This window comes from Paenibacillus sp. FSL H8-0280, assembly GCF_045040665.1.
Lineage (GTDB): Bacteria > Bacillota > Bacilli > Paenibacillales > Paenibacillaceae > Paenibacillus > Paenibacillus xylanexedens_A.
In genome coordinates, this window is sequence record NZ_CP150296.1 from 2,943,160 (window position 1) to 2,961,922 (window position 18,763).

The 18,763-nt window shown below is 44.4% G+C and carries 14 protein-coding genes and 2 pseudogenes; 9 read left to right on the top strand and 7 right to left on the bottom strand.

From position 1 onward, the window contains the following. The first annotated feature begins 238 nt into the window (after positions 1-238). Complete coding sequence (locus tag MHI12_RS13260; RefSeq protein WP_405172621.1) at positions 239-5,464, top strand: S-layer homology domain-containing protein; 5,226 nt, start codon at positions 239-241, stop codon at positions 5,462-5,464. A 191-nt stretch (positions 5,465-5,655) separates the two neighbouring features. Here the strand turns inward: MHI12_RS13260 and MHI12_RS13265 are convergent, their stop codons facing one another. Beyond that, a complete protein-coding gene (locus tag MHI12_RS13265) occupies positions 5,656-6,216 on the bottom strand; it encodes an NAD(P)H oxidoreductase (RefSeq protein ID WP_036670680.1) in 561 nt (186 codons plus the stop codon). Between the two features lie 177 nt (positions 6,217-6,393). Between MHI12_RS13265 and MHI12_RS13270 the strand changes: the two genes are divergently transcribed. The 5 genes and pseudogenes from MHI12_RS13270 to MHI12_RS13290 all read left to right on the top strand — a co-directional run. Further along, positions 6,394-6,783: a winged helix-turn-helix transcriptional regulator gene (locus MHI12_RS13270; protein WP_339187782.1), complete on the top strand. Its 390-nt coding sequence runs from the start codon at positions 6,394-6,396 to the stop codon at positions 6,781-6,783. Between the two features lie 218 nt (positions 6,784-7,001). Then, the gene (locus MHI12_RS13275; RefSeq protein WP_405172622.1) at positions 7,002-8,837 is read left to right on the top strand and encodes an assimilatory sulfite reductase (NADPH) flavoprotein subunit; all 1,836 of its coding nucleotides are present in this window, start codon (positions 7,002-7,004) and stop codon (positions 8,835-8,837) included. A gap of 53 nt (positions 8,838-8,890) precedes the next feature. Further along, positions 8,891-10,612: an assimilatory sulfite reductase (NADPH) hemoprotein subunit gene (gene cysI, locus MHI12_RS13280; protein WP_405172623.1), complete on the top strand. Its 1,722-nt coding sequence runs from the start codon at positions 8,891-8,893 to the stop codon at positions 10,610-10,612. Between the two features lie 278 nt (positions 10,613-10,890). Beyond that, complete coding sequence (locus MHI12_RS13285; RefSeq protein WP_036608916.1) at positions 10,891-11,607, top strand: YebC/PmpR family DNA-binding transcriptional regulator; 717 nt, start codon at positions 10,891-10,893, stop codon at positions 11,605-11,607. A gap of 733 nt (positions 11,608-12,340) precedes the next feature. Continuing rightward, positions 12,341-12,487, top strand: a pseudogene (locus MHI12_RS13290) (colicin E5-related ribonuclease); the annotation flags it as partial. 502 nt (positions 12,488-12,989) lie between these two features. Here MHI12_RS13290 and MHI12_RS13295 read toward each other — a convergent pair. Together MHI12_RS13295 and MHI12_RS13300 are read right to left on the bottom strand one after the other, a co-directional pair. After that, the gene (locus MHI12_RS13295) at positions 12,990-13,211 is read right to left on the bottom strand and encodes a hypothetical protein (RefSeq protein WP_405172624.1); all 222 of its coding nucleotides are present in this window, start codon (positions 13,209-13,211) and stop codon (positions 12,990-12,992) included. 38 nt (positions 13,212-13,249) lie between these two features. Then, positions 13,250-13,672, bottom strand: a complete 423-nt coding sequence (locus MHI12_RS13300) for a hypothetical protein (protein WP_047842746.1) — start codon at positions 13,670-13,672, stop codon at positions 13,250-13,252. A gap of 102 nt (positions 13,673-13,774) precedes the next feature. Here MHI12_RS13300 and MHI12_RS13305 point away from each other — a divergent pair, with 102 nt between their 5' ends. The 3 genes and pseudogenes from MHI12_RS13305 to MHI12_RS13315 form a co-directional block, all read left to right on the top strand. Next, the gene (locus MHI12_RS13305) at positions 13,775-14,020 is read left to right on the top strand and encodes a hypothetical protein (protein WP_405172625.1); all 246 of its coding nucleotides are present in this window, start codon (positions 13,775-13,777) and stop codon (positions 14,018-14,020) included. A gap of 208 nt (positions 14,021-14,228) precedes the next feature. Further along, positions 14,229-15,284: a DUF3427 domain-containing protein gene (locus MHI12_RS13310; protein WP_405172626.1), complete on the top strand. Its 1,056-nt coding sequence runs from the start codon at positions 14,229-14,231 to the stop codon at positions 15,282-15,284. 131 nt (positions 15,285-15,415) lie between these two features. Then, a pseudogene (locus MHI12_RS13315) lies at positions 15,416-15,601 on the top strand (YebC/PmpR family DNA-binding transcriptional regulator); the annotation flags it as partial. A gap of 86 nt (positions 15,602-15,687) precedes the next feature. Here MHI12_RS13315 and MHI12_RS13320 read toward each other — a convergent pair. The 4 genes from MHI12_RS13320 to MHI12_RS13335 all read right to left on the bottom strand — a co-directional run bounded on the left by MHI12_RS13320 (position 15,688) and on the right by MHI12_RS13335 (position 18,679). Beyond that, positions 15,688-16,176, bottom strand: a complete 489-nt coding sequence (locus MHI12_RS13320) for a DMT family transporter (protein ID WP_062834134.1) — start codon at positions 16,174-16,176, stop codon at positions 15,688-15,690. Between the two features lie 14 nt (positions 16,177-16,190). After that, positions 16,191-16,889: a Crp/Fnr family transcriptional regulator gene (locus MHI12_RS13325; RefSeq protein ID WP_405172628.1), complete on the bottom strand. Its 699-nt coding sequence runs from the start codon at positions 16,887-16,889 to the stop codon at positions 16,191-16,193. Between the two features lie 45 nt (positions 16,890-16,934). After that, positions 16,935-17,360, bottom strand: coding sequence for a DMT family transporter (locus tag MHI12_RS13330; RefSeq protein WP_036608521.1), 426 nt, complete (start codon positions 17,358-17,360; stop codon positions 16,935-16,937). Positions 17,361-17,881: 521 nt separating this feature from the next. Then, positions 17,882-18,679, bottom strand: a complete 798-nt coding sequence (locus MHI12_RS13335; RefSeq protein ID WP_405172629.1) for a Nif3-like dinuclear metal center hexameric protein — start codon at positions 18,677-18,679, stop codon at positions 17,882-17,884. Positions 18,680-18,763 lie beyond the last annotated feature (84 nt).

The window sequence follows — 18,763 nt, forward strand, 5'->3', positions numbered from 1 at the left end:
ATTAAAAACCTGTTTCACTGCATAGGGGCAAAGAAAACACGATATTCCGTATGGGTATCATTGCACTTAGAAGAGAAGACGGGTCTTTTTTTGCACTCCAATGAAACCGGTTTCATTAAAATAAGGAGGTGGACAAACGCTCGTTACTGACCACTGGTTGCTGAGGATAGGCTGAACAACAACACCGCGTATTCAAGAACCATGCTTTCATCTTTCACGTCAAAGGAGAGAATGAACATTGGATAAACTCAGTATACCCATGATATTTATGTTATCTGCAACACTTGCGCTGTCTTCCGGACCATTGTTGCTGCCGAGTAAGGCGTATGCCGATCTGAGCAGTATACCCGTCACGTTGTTGCAGGACGATTTTTCGGATGGGAATTACACGGAATCACCTGCGTGGAACGTAAGTTCAGGCAACTGGGAAGTGATTGCTGACCCGACAGATGCGTCCAACTTCACGCTTTTCCAGAGCGATACCAATGAAGGCATCATCTCTACTGGAGACTCCATGTCGGACATGACCGTGTCCATGCGCTTTTACACGGGAGCCGGTCAAGGATATCCGGGAATATTGCCGCGGTTTCAGGATAAGAGCAACTATTATTATTTTCAAATGCAGGTACCTAACAACAAATTGGTCTTCAGCAAAAAGGTGAATAACGGCGATACAACGTTGAAAACGGTGGACTATGCGTTTGCCAAAGATACGTGGTACACACTCAAAATAGTGCTGTCGGGTGCCACCATTCGAGGATATATCGCCGAAAATGGCTCCGATCGGTTGGTATTTGATTTAAACGATTCTTCCATTGGGTCAGGTGTTGTTGGCATTCGAAATAAGTGGCAGTCGGTACATATGGATGACGTTATTATTGCCGAGAAGCCACCAGTGAACGATACTTTGCTCACCATTGCAGAGCAGACGGCATCTTCGGTTTCCCTACAATGGTCTGAAATCGTAGGTGCATCAGCCTATCGCCTTTACCGTTCCTCTACGCCTGAAGGAGGTTATTCTCTGGTAACCAGTACCGGAACTTTGGAACACACGGATGAAGGACTAAGTGGGGATACGGTGTATTATTACAAGCTTGCCTATGAATACGGAGGATTAACTGAATCCTTGTGGTCTGCGCCGCTGGAAGTACGAACTACAGCGACGGCCCCTCAAGCTCCGAGCGAACTGAAGGCCGAAGCACTCAACGCAACGAGCGTGAAGTTATCTTGGGCCGCCGTGGACAAGTCAACGGGTTATCGCGTGGTTCGGGCCGAAGCTGGCAGTGAGCAATATGAGCAGATCTATGAAGGGAAGGGGCTTACATTCACGGATAAGGCACTTGAGCCGGGTAAGAGCTACAGCTATCGCGTAACGGCCTTCAATGCAGCTGGGGAGTCGGCATTCTCCGTTGCAGGAGCTACTACGTACTCCATTGACTCTCCTACAGAGTTTGCTGCCACAGCTGTGACAGATACATCAATCTCTCTGGGGTGGAATGCCCTTACTGGATCTGATGTAACGTATACCGTGTCCCGTGCAACCAGTGCTACGGGTACGTATCAGCAGGTCTATAGTGGCAATGAAAGCACGTTTAACGATATTGGTCTGACGATGGGCACAGGATATTTTTACATCCTTCAGGCGACCGTGGACGGCGTAACTTCTCCAGCATCCACACCGCTGGGTGTTGCCACAGTTCGCACAAGCATTACACCAGGGCAATTGTGGCCAGATCTGGACGGCAAGCCGATTGATGCGCATGGGGCTGGCTTTTTCTATGATGAACAGACGGAGACCTATTACTGGTATGGCGAATATCATAAGGGCGGCTGGCCAGCTGTTGGTGTGCGTGTGTATTCATCGAAGGATCTGATGAACTGGACTGACGAGGGCATGGCTCTGACGACGCTTCAATCGATGGATGATTTTAACAATGACCCACTGATTTCCGAATTGTATGCAGGACGCGAAGACAAGGTGGATATCTGGGCAGATATTCGCAAAGGACGGATCATTGAACGACCAAAGGTCATATACAACGACAAAACGAAGAAATACGTGATGTGGGCCCACATGGATGGCGACAAGGACCCTTATAACGATAATGCGAACTACGGTAAGGCGAGAGCCGGTTATGCGATCAGCGACTCTCCAACAGGGCCTTTTGTGTATCAGAAGAGTTACCGGATGGACAGAGCTCCGGAAGGGGAGAAAGATTACTTTCCAAGCGATAAGGGCATGGCACGTGATATGACGTTGTTTAAGGACGATGACGGTACCGGTTATCTGATCTACTCCAGCGAAGAAAACCTGACGCTCTATATCTCCAAACTGAATGAAGACTACAGTGACGTAACAGGGTGGCATAAGGAAGGACGAACGGATGACAAAGGCAATCCGGTACGAGATTCCACCTATCAGGCAGAATACGGCGTAGATTACGTGCGTGTGTTCCCGGGAGGGCAACGTGAAGCACCGGCGATGTTCAAGTATCAGGGTAAATATTATATTTTGACTTCCGGAGCTTCCGGTTGGGCCCCTAACGAAAACAAAGTGACGGTGGCGGATAACATTTTTGGCCCGTGGTCAACGCAGACCAATCCGTTCGTGCGTACGTTGCCGAGTGATCCTGATCCAGGCAAGGCATTTGGCACACAGACCACTTCCGTCATTCCGGTCGATCCGGAAAAAGGCAAATTCATTTACGTGGGGGATACGTGGAATGGTGGCAACTTCTCGAATGATGCTGCAAAATACGTGTTCTTGCCAATTGAGTTTGGAATAGGCTCGGATATCGCGATCAAGTGGTATAACAGCTGGACACCTGATCTGCTGAATTCGATGGGCAAGGTTGATATCGCTGATCCGTTGCCAGAAGCCGTGGCGCTAGGCATAGTACCATCCTTGCCATCAACATTGAATGTGCGCGAGGGTGGAGCACTGGTATCAACGCCAGCAGTATGGACGATTGATAACCGGGCCATGACGGCAGAAGATTTTGCCAAGCCAGGACCGCTCACATTACAGGTAACCACACCGGAATATAACAACAAAAAGCAGGCAGTTCGCGTACACGTAATCCCGGAAAACACACTCTATTTCGTGAATAGCGGAGGTTACGAAACGGCTGATTATAGTCTCATGGGTGCCTATATGAAAGGAACACTTGCCAACCCGGGAACGGCGGACCAGATGTACGCTCCTGTGGAGGGTCGCAATTGGGGGTATACCAGCGCAGATGCACTGGCATCCGGTTCAAATGGCGGAGATATATTCTCGACCGTACGTTATCTGAACGGTGGCAATGTCAGCAATTCACCTAAAGGCACGGACTTAACCTATAGATTTGATGTGCCAAACGGAACATATGATGTGTACGCCGGATTCAACGATCCGTGGACCAATGCATCGCGCAGAGCAAATTTTATCATCAATGGCACCAATACCGGTGCAGTTACTTTTACACCTGCCAGTGTTAGAGCACACAAAGGCATCAGCGTGTCGGACAACAAGCTGGAACTGACTGTGCGCAATACGGCATCACAGGACCCGATGATTAGTTGGATTATGATCGTTAAACCTGACGTCGTGCCACCTGCTAATGATAGTGCTGGCCTTAATGCTGAGGCGTTAGATTCAACGAGCGCAACGCTTCACTGGGATGCTCATCTTGGTGCAGCAAGCTACAAGCTCTACCGCTCAGATCGTGAGCAAGGAGAGTATAAGGTGGTCTATAGTGGCAATGGGCGGGAGTACACGGACAGTGAACTGAACCCCGGCACGGAATATTATTACAAAGTGGAAGCTTTGGATGCCACGGGGCAATCCTTGAGAGGTGTATCTTCCGCTTATCAGGTGCATACGGCTCAGCAGAGCGCTGCTGATGTAGCCACAAGCATTACAGCGTTGGAACAGCCTTCTGCAGGTACGAAAAAACTGAAGTTCCCATCCGTGCCGCAAGGTTTCACGGTGAAGATCGCTTCCAGTTCGGTACCGTCGGTCATTCAAACTGATGGAACGATTGTCCCACCATCCAAGGAAACAACAGTAACCCTGGAGTTGGAAATTACTCGAACTTCTGACGACAGTAGAGCCCTGACTATACCGTTGACAGTGAAGGTGCCGACATCTGTTCCTTCCCCTGGAGGCACGGACCCTGGTTCGGGCGGTAGTCCAGGCGGCAATTCCGGTGGAAATCCAGGAGATGGTTCTGGTTCATCCAGCAATGGTGGACAATCAGGAAATGGTAACCCAAGTGCAGAGAATACGGTACCACAACCTAAACCGGAGAAGGACCGTTCTGTTCTGGTGTTGCAGGGACAGTCTGACCAGAAGGGTGTAGTGCAGTCCAATGTGGATGCTTCAACGATTAAAGAGGCTTTTCAAGTTGCCCCTTCAACGGATGCGGGTCAGCGCTTGGTCGAACTTCGGCTGAAGCCGGTTTCGGGAGCAACGGTATATGAAGTATCTCTGCCTGCCTCTGCGTTAATAGATCAGGGAGAGTCACATGTGTTCAACATTGTTACAGAGCTGGGAACGTTGGAGCTTCCTGCGACACTGTTAACAAAGGATATAGTTGGTGATGGGATTGCATCAATCCGATTGGTCAGAACGGAGCTGCCAAAAACAGTCGCAGATCAGCTTGGCACGCAATATGGAGTCCAGCTTGAACTTCAAATGGATGGTCAACCATGGCCATCGGAAAGCAAGTTAATACTTCGTCTGCCTTACCAATCATCACAAAATGCTCAGCAGGATCGGATTGTAGCATTTGCCATTGGCGCGAACGGTGTGGCAACCCCGTTGCCGCAAAGTTACTACGATCCCAAAAGCGGGCAGCTTGTATTTTCCGTAACATCACTCAAAGGAAATTATGCTGTTGTGCCTGTGGAGCAGACATTCACAGATCTTGCAGAAGTGCAGTGGGCCAAGAAAGCAATGGAGGCTTTGGCTGTCCGAGGTGTGATTGATGCTGAGGCAAGCGGTGATTCCACGCAGTTACATCCAAAAGAGGAGATGACCCGCGGCCAATACATGCAATGGCTGATGACTGCGCTGGGTTTGAATGCTTCTTTCGGGAATGCGTTCTCTGATGTAAACGAAAAGGCTCCGTACTACGAAGCAGTTACAGCTGCACGTTCGCTAGGTATCACCAGTGGTACCGGTGACGGGCGCTTCTTGCCAGAGTCCACGATCACTCGTCAAGAGATGATGACATTAACAGTTCGCGCACTTGCAACGGCTGGACTGGTTGACTCCGAGAAGGCTGGAACAGATAACCTTACTCGTTTCCGCGACGCTTCCGAGATTCGCTCTTATGCCCGGGATAGTGTGGCATTACTTGTGGATCTGGGCATCGCCCACGGGTACAACGGTGAGGTGAAACCACTTGCCGAAGCAACCCGAGCCGAATCGGCTACTTTGTTATATGCGATGATGAGCAAACTGGTATGGAAGAAATGATGATACACCAGAATCGTAGCGCGTGAAAAAGAAGGCTTACTTTGACCTGGAGCCCAGGTTGGAGTAAGCCTTCTTAATTATAAGCCAGCCATGGGCGAAAAGTAATTTACTCAACGAACATGTAGCTTCATGTCGTTTTACAGTTGTTATCTGTAATGTATACGAATGTTATCTGTAATTTCTGCGAATTGTTAATTGTAATGTTTGCCGATTTGGTATGCTTGCTCCAGCAAGCTTTCAATATGTTCTTTGGATTCTGAAATGGTTTCATAGAGGAATTCGACTCGTGATTCCTGCATTCTTGCATAACCCGCGATCCCGTTATTCAGATAATTGGAAATCATGTTGTAATAGTCGTATTTATGGAATGAAGCCTCTGTCCCCCCAGCTAGTGCAATCCACAGTGCCTTTTTGGAGTTTGCCTTGTTCAGCAGACCCATGTTCCATACCTTGTCCAGATAAGCTTTGAGCATGGAGGGAACGTTGTACCACCAGATCGGGAAAACAAATACAATGGCATCAGCCGCAAGCACACGATCCAGCTCTTTGCGAATCACAGGGGCATGCTGTTTATCGGGATTTTGCCAGTCTCGCTCATCTTCTACACGATATAGGGGATCGAATCCGTCATGATATAGATCGAGGATATCGATTTCATGGGAATTCTCCTGCATACCTTCTATAAAACGATTCATCACAGCAAATGTTAGGGAATCCTGTCTTGGGTGAGTAACGACCAGTTTAACTTTCATGTAGGAGTAACCATCCTTTTTTCTTTTTATTTTGGTTAAACATTCTGACCAATGTTATTATAAGTTTCATGACATCTTCTTGAGAAGTACGCACCTGAGAGTGCTGTAGATACTTTGGGGTTCTTCGGTTACTTTTAATAACGGATATACATATATGTGAATTATGGGGGAGTACAAGTGGAACAAGAAATGAAAAAATATGAGAGTGGTGTGCAGGCGATGCTGGAACTGGTCGGTGGAAAATGGAGGATTCTTATTCTGCATCAGCTGATATCAGGTAAAAAACGAACAAGCGAACTTCGCAGAGCCATTCCTGGCATTACCCAGAAGGTCTTAACCCAGCAGCTGCGTGAACTGGAAAAGAATGAAATCATCCATCGGATCATTCATCCCCAGATTCCGCCCAAGGTAGAGTATGAGATGACAGAGTACGGCTTGACACTACAGGATATCATTGACCGCATATGTCTGTGGGGAGAGAATCACTTGGACAGAGTATACGGAGATAAAAGCAGAGTGCTTGGAGATCATTTTAGTGACTATATTCCACTTTCAACTTCAACTTGAGCTGGCCGCCAAATTAAAAATAAACCAAAACCGTCCTTGATTTGAAAAGGAGGGTTTTTGTTGTTTTTTGTCCTTTATCAGCGAAACTGATAAATGCTATAAAATCATTGAAATTGACCCTCAACACCCGGTGTGTTAGGTTTTAGAGAGAAGAAATTAAATTAATGTGATGATTTTAGTCGGAATTAAAATCGAAGCAATGCGCGAGGTGGCAAACAGTGGAACTTCAAGTGACAAACAGCCCTTTTAATCAAGAACAAGTTGAATTGCTTAATCGTCTTATTCCTACATTAACCGATGGACAACGTACTTGGTTGAGCGGATATATTGCAGCAATTCAGGCAAGTGCGACAATACCAGCTCCAGCTAACCTGGTACAGGCTGCACCAACTACAGGTATTGCACCTGTCAGTGCTCCGCCAGTATCCCGTGAAGTTACCGTGCTTTTTGGTTCACAAACCGGGAATTCCAGTGGCCTATCGAAAAAGCTGGCTAAGAAACTTGAAGAGCAAGGTCTTCAGGTAACGTTGTCATCGATGGGAGATTTCAAACCGAACGGACTCAAGAAAATTGAAAATCTCCTCATCATCGTCAGTACGCATGGCGAAGGCGAACCACCAGATAATGCGATTCCGCTGCATGAATTCCTGAACAGCAAACGGGCTCCAAAGCTTGAAGGACTTCGTTACTCGGTGTTGGCTCTGGGAGATACCTCCTATGAGTTCTTTTGTCAGACAGGTAAGGACTTCGATAATCGATTGCAGGAATTGGGTGGTACAGCCCTTGTACCACGCGTGGACTGTGATGTTGATTTTGATGAAGCAGCTGCGGAGTGGATGAATGAAGTACTGGCATCCTTAAGCAGTACATCTGCTGCTGCGGGCACAGTAAACACTGAAGCTGTTACAGCTGCGGTGAGTGGCGGGGAAGCCGAATATGACCGCACGAATCCATTCAAGGCTGAAGTGCTGGAGAATCTCAATCTGAATGGCAGAGGATCGGACCGTGAAACACGCCACATTGAGTTGTCTTTGGAAGGCTCCAGCCTGGACTACGAGCCCGGTGACAGCCTTGGGGTATTCCCTGAGAATCACCCGCGCCTTGTGGAGGAATTGATTGCAGCCATGGGATGGAATGCCGATGAGCGTGTGACCGTGAATAAAAACGGCGATCAGGCATCTGTGCACGAAGCGTTGCTGCGTTATTTTGAAATTACAGCGGTGACGAAACCGGTCGTGGAGCAACTTGCGAAACTGAATCCTGGGAGTGGCCTGGCGGCATTACTCGCAGATGATTCCGAATTCCGCACGGTCATGAATAGCTGTGATCTGCTGGATCTGGTTCAGGATTATAATCTGAAAGGGATTCCTGCCGGAGAATTCGTAGCTGTTCTTCGCAAAATTCCGGCACGTCTATACTCCATAGCGAGTAGTTCGAAGTCTTTCCCGGATGAAGTTCATCTTACTGTTCGTTCGGTACGTTATGAAGCGCGTGGCAGAGAACGTTACGGCGTATGCTCGGTACATCTGGCTGAACGAATCGAAGCTGGCGACACCCTGCCTGTATATATACAGCATAACCCGAATTTCAAGCTGCCTGAGAACCCGGATACACCGATCATCATGGTTGGCCCAGGTACAGGTGTAGCGCCGTTCAGATCTTTCCTTGGTGAGCGTGAAGAAACAGGAGCAGAGGGCAAGACATGGTTGTTCTACGGAGATCAGCATTTCGCCACGGACTTCTTGTACCAGACGGAGTGGCAGCGTTGGCTCAAAGATGGTGTGCTCACTAAGATGGATGTAGCCTTCTCACGGGATACGGAACAGAAAGTGTATGTACAACATCGCATGTTGGAACACAGCAAAGAACTGTACCAGTGGCTTCAGGAAGGTGCAAGCATATATATCTGTGGTGACGAGAAAAAAATGGCACATGATGTGCATGCTGCGCTCACCACGATTCTTGAACAAGAAGGCGGTTTATCGCCTGAGCAGGCATCGGAATTTCTGACACGGTTACAGCAGGAGAAACGTTATCAGCGGGACGTCTATTAATTACCGGCCCAGCCGAATTGCACCATCCCGCAGAGACGAGAGGAGAAAGCAGCATGGTTTATAATAACTTACTTAACCCACAGCGCACGAATAGTGATGTTGAAGATATAAAGATCAAAAGTGATTACTTGCGCGGAAGTCTGACCGAAACGTTGGCTGACCGCATCACGGGTGCCATTCCAGAGGACGACAACCGTCTGATGAAACACCACGGCAGTTATATGCAGGATGATCGCGACCTGCGTAATGAGCGTCACAAATCCAAGCTGGAGCCTGCATACCAATTCATGTTGCGTGTGCGTGCTTCAGGTGGGATTGTAACCCCGGAGCAGTGGTTGATGATGGACAGAGTGGCACATAAATATGCAAATGAGACGATTCGTCTGACCACACGTCAGTCTTTCCAACTGCATGGTGTACTGAAGTGGGATCTTAAGAACACCATTCGCGAAGTGAACGATTCGTTGCTAAGCACACTGGCTGCATGTGGTGACGTAAACCGAAACGTGATGTGTAACCCGAATCCGAATCAATCTGATGTGCATGCTGAAGTGTATGAGTGGGCATGTCAGGTGAGCAATCATCTGGACCCTCGTACGCGGGCTTATCATGAGCTATGGCTGGACGGCGAAAAAGTGATTGATTCTCAGGACTCCGACGAAGAAGTTGAACCAATCTATGGCAAAGTGTATTTGCCACGGAAGTTCAAGATCGGTATTGCTGTACCGCCTTCCAATGATGTGGATGTCTATTCACAGGATCTTGGCTTTATTGCTATTGTGGAGAACGGTAAGCTGCAAGGCTTCAACGTTTCCGTTGGCGGCGGCATGGGGATGTCTCATGGTGACGCCAAAACCTATCCTCAGGTGTCCAAAGTCATTGGTTTCTGTACTCCGGAGCAAATGATTGATGTGGCAGAGAAAACAGTTATGATTCAACGTGATTATGGGGATCGTGCAGTTCGTAAACATGCTCGTTTCAAATATACGCTGGATGATCGTGGTGTGGAGTGGTTTGTCGAAGAGCTGACCACCCGTCTGGGATGGAAACTGGATGCGGCACGTCCGTATCATTTTGAGACTAACGGAGATCGATATGGTTGGGTAAAAGGTAATAATGGCAGATGGCACTACACGCTGTTCATTCAGAATGGTCGTGTAAAGGATGTTGATGGATATCCACTCATGACGGGTTTACGTGAAATTGCCAAAGTGCATACGGGTGATTTCCGTCTGACTGCCAACCAAAATCTGATCATCGGTAATATTAGCAGCCAGAAAAAGAAAAAGATTGAAGCACTGATTCAGCAATACAATCTGACCGATGGTGCACATTACTCTGCGCTGCGCAGAAGTTCGATGGCTTGTGTTGCGCTTCCTACTTGCGGTCTTGCGATGGCTGAGTCCGAACGTTACTTGCCGTCCCTGATCGACAAACTGGAGCCTGTACTGGACGAAGCCGGGCTGAGAGACGAAGAAATTGTCATTCGGATGACGGGTTGCCCGAACGGATGTGCAAGACCAATGCTGGCGGAGATTTCATTTATCGGTAAGGCACCAGGTAAATACAATATGTATCTTGGTGGCAGCTTCACCGGACATCGTCTGAATAAGCTGTACAAAGAAAACATTGGGGAAGCCGAGATTCTGGACACGTTGACTCCAATGGTGAATCAGTATGCCAAGGAGCGCAATGAAGGGGAACATTTCGGAGACTTTGTCATTCGTGCGGGCTATGTTCCTGAAGTGTTGGATGGTCGACAATTCCACGCTTAATTGACCGGGTAAGATGAACGAAGTTAGGACAGATTTAGGGACGGAAGCATTCCTTATGGGGTGCTTCTTGTTTGTTATATATGGAGTGAATAGAGGTAACGTTCGTTGCTGCTGAGAGATTTATAAGAGGATAAACTGAGGTTAATCTTCAAATGGAGATGGATAATCACCGCAGTTACTCCCATTATTTCGTGTGTATTAACTTGTTGAAGTACGCTCAACAAGATATAATGGCATAGTAGAAAGCAGATTACATGTTGAAAGTGAGCGGAAACGATATGGGTCGTAAGTGGAATAATATCAAGGAAAAGAAAGCTTCAAAAGATGCAAACACGAGCCGGGTCTACGCTAAATTCGGCGTTGAGATCTATGTAGCTGCCAAGAAGGGCGAACCGGACCCGGAAGCGAACCGTGCACTGAAAGTCGTGCTGGAACGTGCCAAAACGTATAATGTACCCAAAGCCATCATTGATCGTGCGATGGAAAAAGCTAAAGGCAGCGGGGATGAGAACTATGAAGAGTTGCGTTATGAAGGCTTCGGACCGAATGGTGCGATGGTCATCGTTGATGCACTCACCAACAATGTGAATCGTACAGCGCCGGAAGTGCGCTCTGCGTTTAACAAAAACGCTGGCAACATGGGTGTCAGTGGTTCTGTTGCTTACATGTTTGATCCAACAGCGGTTATCGGTATAGAAGGCAAAAACTCCGAGGAAGTACTGGAACTTCTGCTTGAAGCAGATGTGGATGTACGTGATATCGTGGACGAAGACGATGCTGTAATTGTATATGCAGAACCGGATCAATTCCACGCTGTACAAGAAGCATTCAAAGCTGCTGGCATTACTGAGTTCACAGTAGCCGAGCTGACGATGCTTGCGCAAAACCATATTGAACTTCCAGAGGATGCACAAGCTCAGTTCGAGAAACTGATCGATGCGCTTGAGGACCTTGAAGATGTTCAGCAGGTCTACCATAACGTAGAGTTCGTGTAAGAGAACGAGGCGATACGTGGTTTGATTGTATCATTGTAGCCTTGTCAGGGTAGGACAAATATTAAGAATTCATCATTTTTATAGCTCAGCGAGGGTATACCTGTTAGCGCTTGGTGATTTTTATGATGATATACGTTTTCCTATCTAAGATGTCTAAGGGCAGTATTAAAACTCACTTTTTGTATGGGAAAATCCATATAAGGAGTGAGTTTTTTTATGTTATTTGAAGATGTTTACAAAGAGTTTCTTTTTGATTAGGAGATCAAGGACTATAGTATCCCCACTATAAAAGGATATAGAAATAACAATAGGGTATTTCTGAATTATTTATGTAATGAATTTTCAGTTGTTGAAATAGAAGAAATCAACACCTCTCACATCAAAGCATATCTTATGAACTTGGAATTGAAAGGGCTATCTGAGACCTACATTAATGGAATACAAAAAATATCCGTTCATTTTTAAAATTCATTGTGGAAGAAGGGGATATCGCTGAAAAGAGAAATCCAGTGCTAGGTTTGAAATGGATGAGAGAACCTAAAGTTCTTATAAAAACTTTCGACGATGATGAAGTGAAACGACTAATCAATGCATTCAGATAAATGAAAATATAAACAAACAAATGAAAAAAAAGAGGATACACTGAAGAATGAATTGAATCAACAGTAAACGAACCTCACGAAATTAGTGAGGCTAAAACAAGGCGAATGGTAAAGAAGCAGCATGTTTTAACGAAGATGGAAGTTATGTTACTGTTGAGGATGAATCAGGTTTAATTATTCAAGTAAGTAACAGAAACGATCCAGATTGGGAACCGGATAGTACAATAAAAATCCTTACTCACCAAGAAAGGAAAAAAAATGAGTCTTTCAAAGAATAACATTATAGACAAAGCAACAATACGTGGTGGTCTGTATTTATATAGCTTTTCGGATGCGATTGATCTAATTACTTACTGTAAGGATAATAACTTGAGCATCTTAGGAATCGATGCTTTTATAATCTCCAAGGATAAAACACAACCAGTAAGTGAGCATAGTGTTGACTATTCTGCTTCTCAGCAAAAAGGGAATTGGGACAGGGCTATTACATTTATCCAGAGTAAATCGAGTTTGAATCATATGTATGAAGTTATTTACTCATAGGAAAGAGATACATTTATTGAAGAACGAACATACTCCGTTCTGGACTTGATGGCATATAAAGCTATGGTCCAATTCGTTACTAAATATTCAGAGAAGAATCCTTCTGCTAGTTTTGAACAGTTTTAGAGTTTGTGAAACTTTCGGATTCATGTACTCCAATTGACTCTAACTCATGGAAAGAGTGGAAGAACATTCTTGTTAGATAGTCTTATAATTTACTTTGTGCAAAAAACACTATTAGCACTGAGCTATTAGTGTTTTTTGTGTCTCATTATTTTTCTCATTGGATGAATTAAGCATTTCATACTGTTCCTGAAAGTGCTTAGTGATGGCTTCTTTTCTAATTTGATCGAATGTTTTACCCTTTGTTTGTTCTTGTATACCACCATGTATAGGTCCTAATGATCCGACCACATCCAATAGACTATTCTTCTTAGATGCATTCTTGTTTTCGGTCATTAACGATCATTCCTTTTATTCTGTTAAAACAGTACATCCTAAATGTGTTTTTTGGTGATCACTTGCCAAACTTTTAATCCTAGTGAATAAGCAATGAGAATCATAGTCTGATTCCATTGAATCTTGTATTCCTTTTTATCTATTGTAGCCTCTGTAAGTATATTCGTGATTTTATCAGCTGTTAATGGTGTATTCAATTTCTCAAATCGATTTAGGTGCATATAATGTTCTTCATTCTCTTCCCCATTGTAATCATCAATTTCAACAATACCTGTAGCTATCCCTCTTGCAATTATCCCTACACCACTACTATAGAGATAAACAATATCGTTTGCTTCGATTGTGTCGATATAATGCTTCCAAGGGCTATAGTAAGCGGCACATTTCATGTTACTAATCATGTCATTTTCAGCTTGGGGGTTGTTTGATTTATTTGTATTAATAATATACACCTTTGGCATGTTCTCATTCCTTTTCACAATAGTAACTATAATTATATACAGTTTTAACCATAAATGATACGATAGGGAAAGGATTTCATAAAAAAGTGGAGGTGTATTTAAATGGCTGGAGCACCGGAATGGACAAATTCTGAAAATTTAGCTATTTACATGTTTTTGGAGAAATATCATCACAAATCAAGCGAAGAAATAGCTGAGGAGATTTTCAATAACAGTTTACTAAAAAATCACTTCTTCATACATAGAAATAACGTGAATACAATTAGGCGGCATGTAGACTTGCTACGAAAGCCTGAGCATCAGGGTAGGCTCTTTGTACCAGATTATAAAAATCTTGAAGAAGAATAGAAGATTATCAATTTACATAAAGTTGACCAAAAATTGATGCAGTGCTAATTGTACTGTATCTTTATATTACACAAAATGATTAAATATAGTACGACAAAGAATGTTGTATAATCTCAATTTCATCTTGTGTATTTAGTATAGTGCTGCAACTGTTTATGTTGTTGTGATTTAAGGGTGAATTTTCAGGTGATTAGGAGCTAATTATTAAATGATTCCACAAAACATAGTTAAACAAAATATTTTAGATGCTATAGCTGTAATACATAAAGAGGGTGTAGCAAAAGAGAGAGAATCAACTAAATATCATTTAAGGTATAATGGTGGGCTGTATCCACCGAAATATGTAATAAGTGTTGCAAATAGGTTTGCTAATGGACATGCTTTAAGTCGTGATAGGTTTAATGGGGGAGCAGAAACTAACAACTTTCTTAAGCGATTAGGATTTGAAGTTATAGAAGAAACTTTAGCTACAAAAAATGAAATGCAAATGTCAGAAGAACAAACATTTATAGTGGGAGAGTATTATTCACGGAATGATATATATCAGAAATTAAATGTTCCAAAAGCTAAACAAAAAGGACATTGGAATACTGGATATACTCAATATGAGAAGGATTCTTTCATCTTTGCAAATGTGGGAACCGCAGGGCGAACTGGACATGACCATCCAAATCGGTTTGATGGAAATGATCTTATTTGGTATGGGAGAAATAAAAGTACATTAACACAGAGTTCTATACAATCTCTAATCAATCCAGAGAGGCGCACATATATATTCGCGAGAGAGGACAGTAATGATCCTAAATTTTTGTTTTTAGGAAATGGAAGAGCAAAAAAATATTTTGATACAAGTCCAGTTAAAATAATATGGTCTTTTGATAATGAAAGTGAAAATCATCCAGAAATTCTTGCAGAAGAAGTCAATGAACTCGAGATATATACTGAAGGTTCTGTGAAGAAAGTATCAGTAAATGTATACGAGAGAAATCCAATAGCTAGGAAGAAGTGTATAGAACATTATGGATTATGCTGTCAAGTATGTGGGTTTAACTTTGTTAACATTTACGGAATTATCGGTGAGAACTTTATCCATGTTCATCATTTGAAGCCTTTGCATGAGATTAATGAAAAATATGAAATTGATCCAGTGGGGGACTTACGTCCTGTATGTCCGAACTGCCACGCTATGTTACATAAACGTAAACCGGCATATTCCATTGAAGAACTAAAACGGATTATTAAAGATAAAGATATGCCTCATTGATGTTGTCTCTTATGTTTATAACTACATTTAAGAGGATAAACATGTAATCTGTTATAGTGAAAAGTACTCATAATTTGGTATGATAAACGGATACAATTTCATACAAAAAGTGAGAGCAATACAATTATAAGCACGCTGTACAAGAAGCATTCAAAGCCGCGGGTATTACTGAGTTCACGGTAGCCGAGCTGACGATGCTGGCTCAAAACCATATTGAACTTCCAGAGGATGCACAAGCTCAGTTCGAGAAACTGATCGATGCGCTTGAAGACCTTGAAGATGTTCAGCAAGTTTACCACAACGTAGAGTTCGTGTAAGAGAACGAGGCGATACGTGGTTTGATTGCATAAAAAGAGTGTCTGACCAATCTGCGGGATTGGACGGACACTCTTTTTTTGTTCGTTTACGAGTCTGACTGCAACGTTCCAGGGGACTGCTCTGATTTTTCCGATTTCCCCCCACCGAACTTGAATAACACAATTCCGCCAACAATGACAAGTACACCGAGCAGCTGATTCCACGAAAAAGGAATCTGCTCCAGACCTAGCCATCCCATGGAATCAAATAGGAGCGCAAAACTCAGTTGGGATGTTAGCACGATCGAGATGGCATATGTGGGACCAAGTAGCTTCATCCCTTGCACGAGACAGAAGACCACGCCAACGCCGATGGCTCCGCTGAGCCAGTACCAGGGTTGCATATGCTGAAAGCTGAATGTATTTTTACCCTCGACTAGCAGAGAGATGAGGAAAGAAGCAATGAATCCGGTGAAAAGCACCATCGTTGTGGTGGACCATGAACCGGTGCGTTCATTGACTTTGCTATTAAAAATCGTTTGTAGACTGACAAGTGCACCTGCCAGTAGTGCAAGCGAAATACCTGTGATTAACATAGTTGTCGAACTCCTTATTCATAAATGTTGTGACCTGCTATTTCACGTAGACCCGCTCGATCCTTGATCATAATCAATCCCTGATGTCGTTCAATTAACCCGTCTGCACAGAGCTTCTGGATGACCCGGTTCAGGTGTCGGTAACTGGTGCCGATCAGATTCGCGATGTCTGTCAGATTGAACGCGTCCAGCTCTTCATGAACGACGTTGCCCGCTTCTTCTGTTGAGATGGAGAGCAGGTAGCTGACTAGACGAACCTCAACGGGATACATCAGGTTGAAATTGGAAAAGTTCGAGTCAATGTAGAATTTGTGAGAGATGATTTTAAGCAAAAATTTAAGTAAAGGTGCATAATCGCTGGCAAGCTCAGCGAGCCATTGATAATGAATACGAAGCATCACCACAGGTGACACGGCCTGAACCGTATTAACAATATCGCTTTCACGGACATACTCTATGTCACCGACAACTTCAAGCGGTGTTTTGAAACAAAGCACCAGCGTTTTGTCCTGTGCGGAGGTGGTGAAAATCTTGATTTTACCTTCGACTAGTACGTACAAATATTCGGAAGTTTCCCCTTCACGACAGATCAGTTCACACTTCTCAAAGTGGCATAACGTCATATGTGTACGCAGGGGCTCGTGAAATACAGTTTCGAGTTGATATTGCTTCAGATATTGCATTAATTGTTGCTCGTTATGGATCTCTTGCACGCTGTGATTCACCCCCGACGATATGTTTCAATCCTTCTCCAAAAACTATAGTTTCATAATAATGACACCAGTCACCATTAAGGCAATGCCTAGAAATTGCGGCAGTTTCATCTTTTGTTTCACCACGCCGAACCATCCGTTACTATCCACCAGAAAAGTCAGGAACAGCTGAGCAATGAGCAGAGCCGAGATCGTGAATGTAACCCCAATTTGCTGAATTGCTGTCACTTCGCTGAAAATAATGACGGCGCCAAAAGCACCTCCCGCCAGGTACATAGGTTTTACTTGTTTGAGTCCTTGAAGGTTGGTGTCTCTAACAAACATTAGGATCAGCGCCGCTAAGATGAAGCCTGTCAGTTGTGTAATCGTAGCGGCTTGCCATGTGCCCATGTCGGTGCTAATCCGAGTATTGGCAACCCCTTGGAGCGTGATACACGCGCCGCCCAGTAATGCAAAAATAATTCCTCTCATATGTACGCTCCTTATTCAATCACTTCGACTTCTATTATTAAATGATAAATTAACTCTGAACGCCAAGGACAAATGTCCTGAGCTTTGAAGTCACAGCATTTAGAGTACAATAAAGAACTCGGGAAATCCAGATGGGGCATGAAGAGAGGCGTGACATATGTGCTCAGTACTCATTTTTCATCATAATCAAACGAACCAGTGACACCTTATTGTACTAATTCGATTGAATTGAGAAATCTAACGAATCTCAGCGACGTTAAATGGGTTATGTCGGGTAGAAATGGGCGGTAAAACAGGGGGACATGGAGGAATAGGGTGTCTACGATTCGTTACTTTTGAAAATCGGCAAATATTCGCTTAATAGAGTGTGTCAGGTTCGTTAGCTATCCAAGAAATGAAACGAGAGTCTGCCCAGCGTACCCCGGAGCATAGAAAGTATCCAAAGCTCCAGGGTAGGACAGGCAATGAGATTAGAAGCAATTAGCTAGAAGATCCTCTCCGTACACATCAAATCCATATCATTAGATCACAGTGTACACAGGCTTCTCGCCTACAAAACGAACAGACAATTCGGGAAAACGTTCTGCCAACCTGTCTGCTAATAGCTTCATTCCCGAAGCCTCGCTCTCTGCATGGCCCATCATGATCAGTGCCTTGGACTTGCCTTGTTGCACAGCATCACGGATATATTCCGGTGTCTCCCATTCGAATCCTTCTCCAGCGATGATGAGATCCAATTGCTCATTCTGAATCAAGGGAATCGTCACATGTCCATTACCACGAAAACCTACCAGTACCGCTGCGCGTCTACAGATTATTTCCGGATTGCCTGCAACGCGTACATAATCGATCCCCAGGGAACTTTTCACATGGTGAGCAATAGCTACAACGGTTTGTCCTTCCGGAAAAGAAAGGACGTCTGCTTCCGCTGATCGTTGCTCCACATAATAGGACCACCCCAAGGCCTGAATCAGTCCTTCGGTAATGCCATCTGGTTGGAAGCGGTGGATGATATCATGGCAGCGATAGATGGAAATGCCTGCTTTGTCGATCAACTTTCTTTTGTCCATATAAACCGAATCATTTGCAAGCCAATCCGTATGACTGTGATGGTTATAAAACGGAGATTCATGCGCAATGATCAAGTTCGCACCTTGCTGTATGGCTTGTTCAATAACATAATGTGTGGGCATAAAAGCAATGATAATCCCTGTGACCTTACGATTAAGGGAGCCCGTAATGAGCTGATCTACCGTGTTTTCCGGCAATTCAATGTTATCTGTGAGATGAAGTACAACGTCTTGAACTGTAAGATCCATAGAATGCATTCCTCCAATGACAGGATATAAAGTTAGTGTACCATGTTGACATCTGAAATCTACTGCCTTCCAGATTATAGGGTC

Coding starts and splice junctions, on each gene's coding strand:
- MHI12_RS13265 (WP_036670680.1), bottom strand. CDS start 6,216: ATGAAAGTTAAACTGGTCGTTACTCACCCAAGACAGGATTCCCTAACA.
- cysI (WP_405172623.1), top strand. CDS start 8,891: ATGGTTTATAATAACTTACTTAACCCACAGCGCACGAATAGTGATGTT.
- MHI12_RS13285 (WP_036608916.1), top strand. CDS start 10,891: ATGGGTCGTAAGTGGAATAATATCAAGGAAAAGAAAGCTTCAAAAGAT.
- MHI12_RS13295 (WP_405172624.1), bottom strand. CDS start 13,211: ATGACCGAAAACAAGAATGCATCTAAGAAGAATAGTCTATTGGATGTG.
- MHI12_RS13300 (WP_047842746.1), bottom strand. CDS start 13,672: ATGCCAAAGGTGTATATTATTAATACAAATAAATCAAACAACCCCCAA.
- MHI12_RS13305 (WP_405172625.1), top strand. CDS start 13,775: ATGGCTGGAGCACCGGAATGGACAAATTCTGAAAATTTAGCTATTTAC.
- MHI12_RS13310 (WP_405172626.1), top strand. CDS start 14,229: ATGATTCCACAAAACATAGTTAAACAAAATATTTTAGATGCTATAGCT.
- MHI12_RS13320 (WP_062834134.1), bottom strand. CDS start 16,176: ATGTTAATCACAGGTATTTCGCTTGCACTACTGGCAGGTGCACTTGTC.
- MHI12_RS13330 (WP_036608521.1), bottom strand. CDS start 17,360: ATGAGAGGAATTATTTTTGCATTACTGGGCGGCGCGTGTATCACGCTC.
- MHI12_RS13335 (WP_405172629.1), bottom strand. CDS start 18,679: ATGGATCTTACAGTTCAAGACGTTGTACTTCATCTCACAGATAACATT.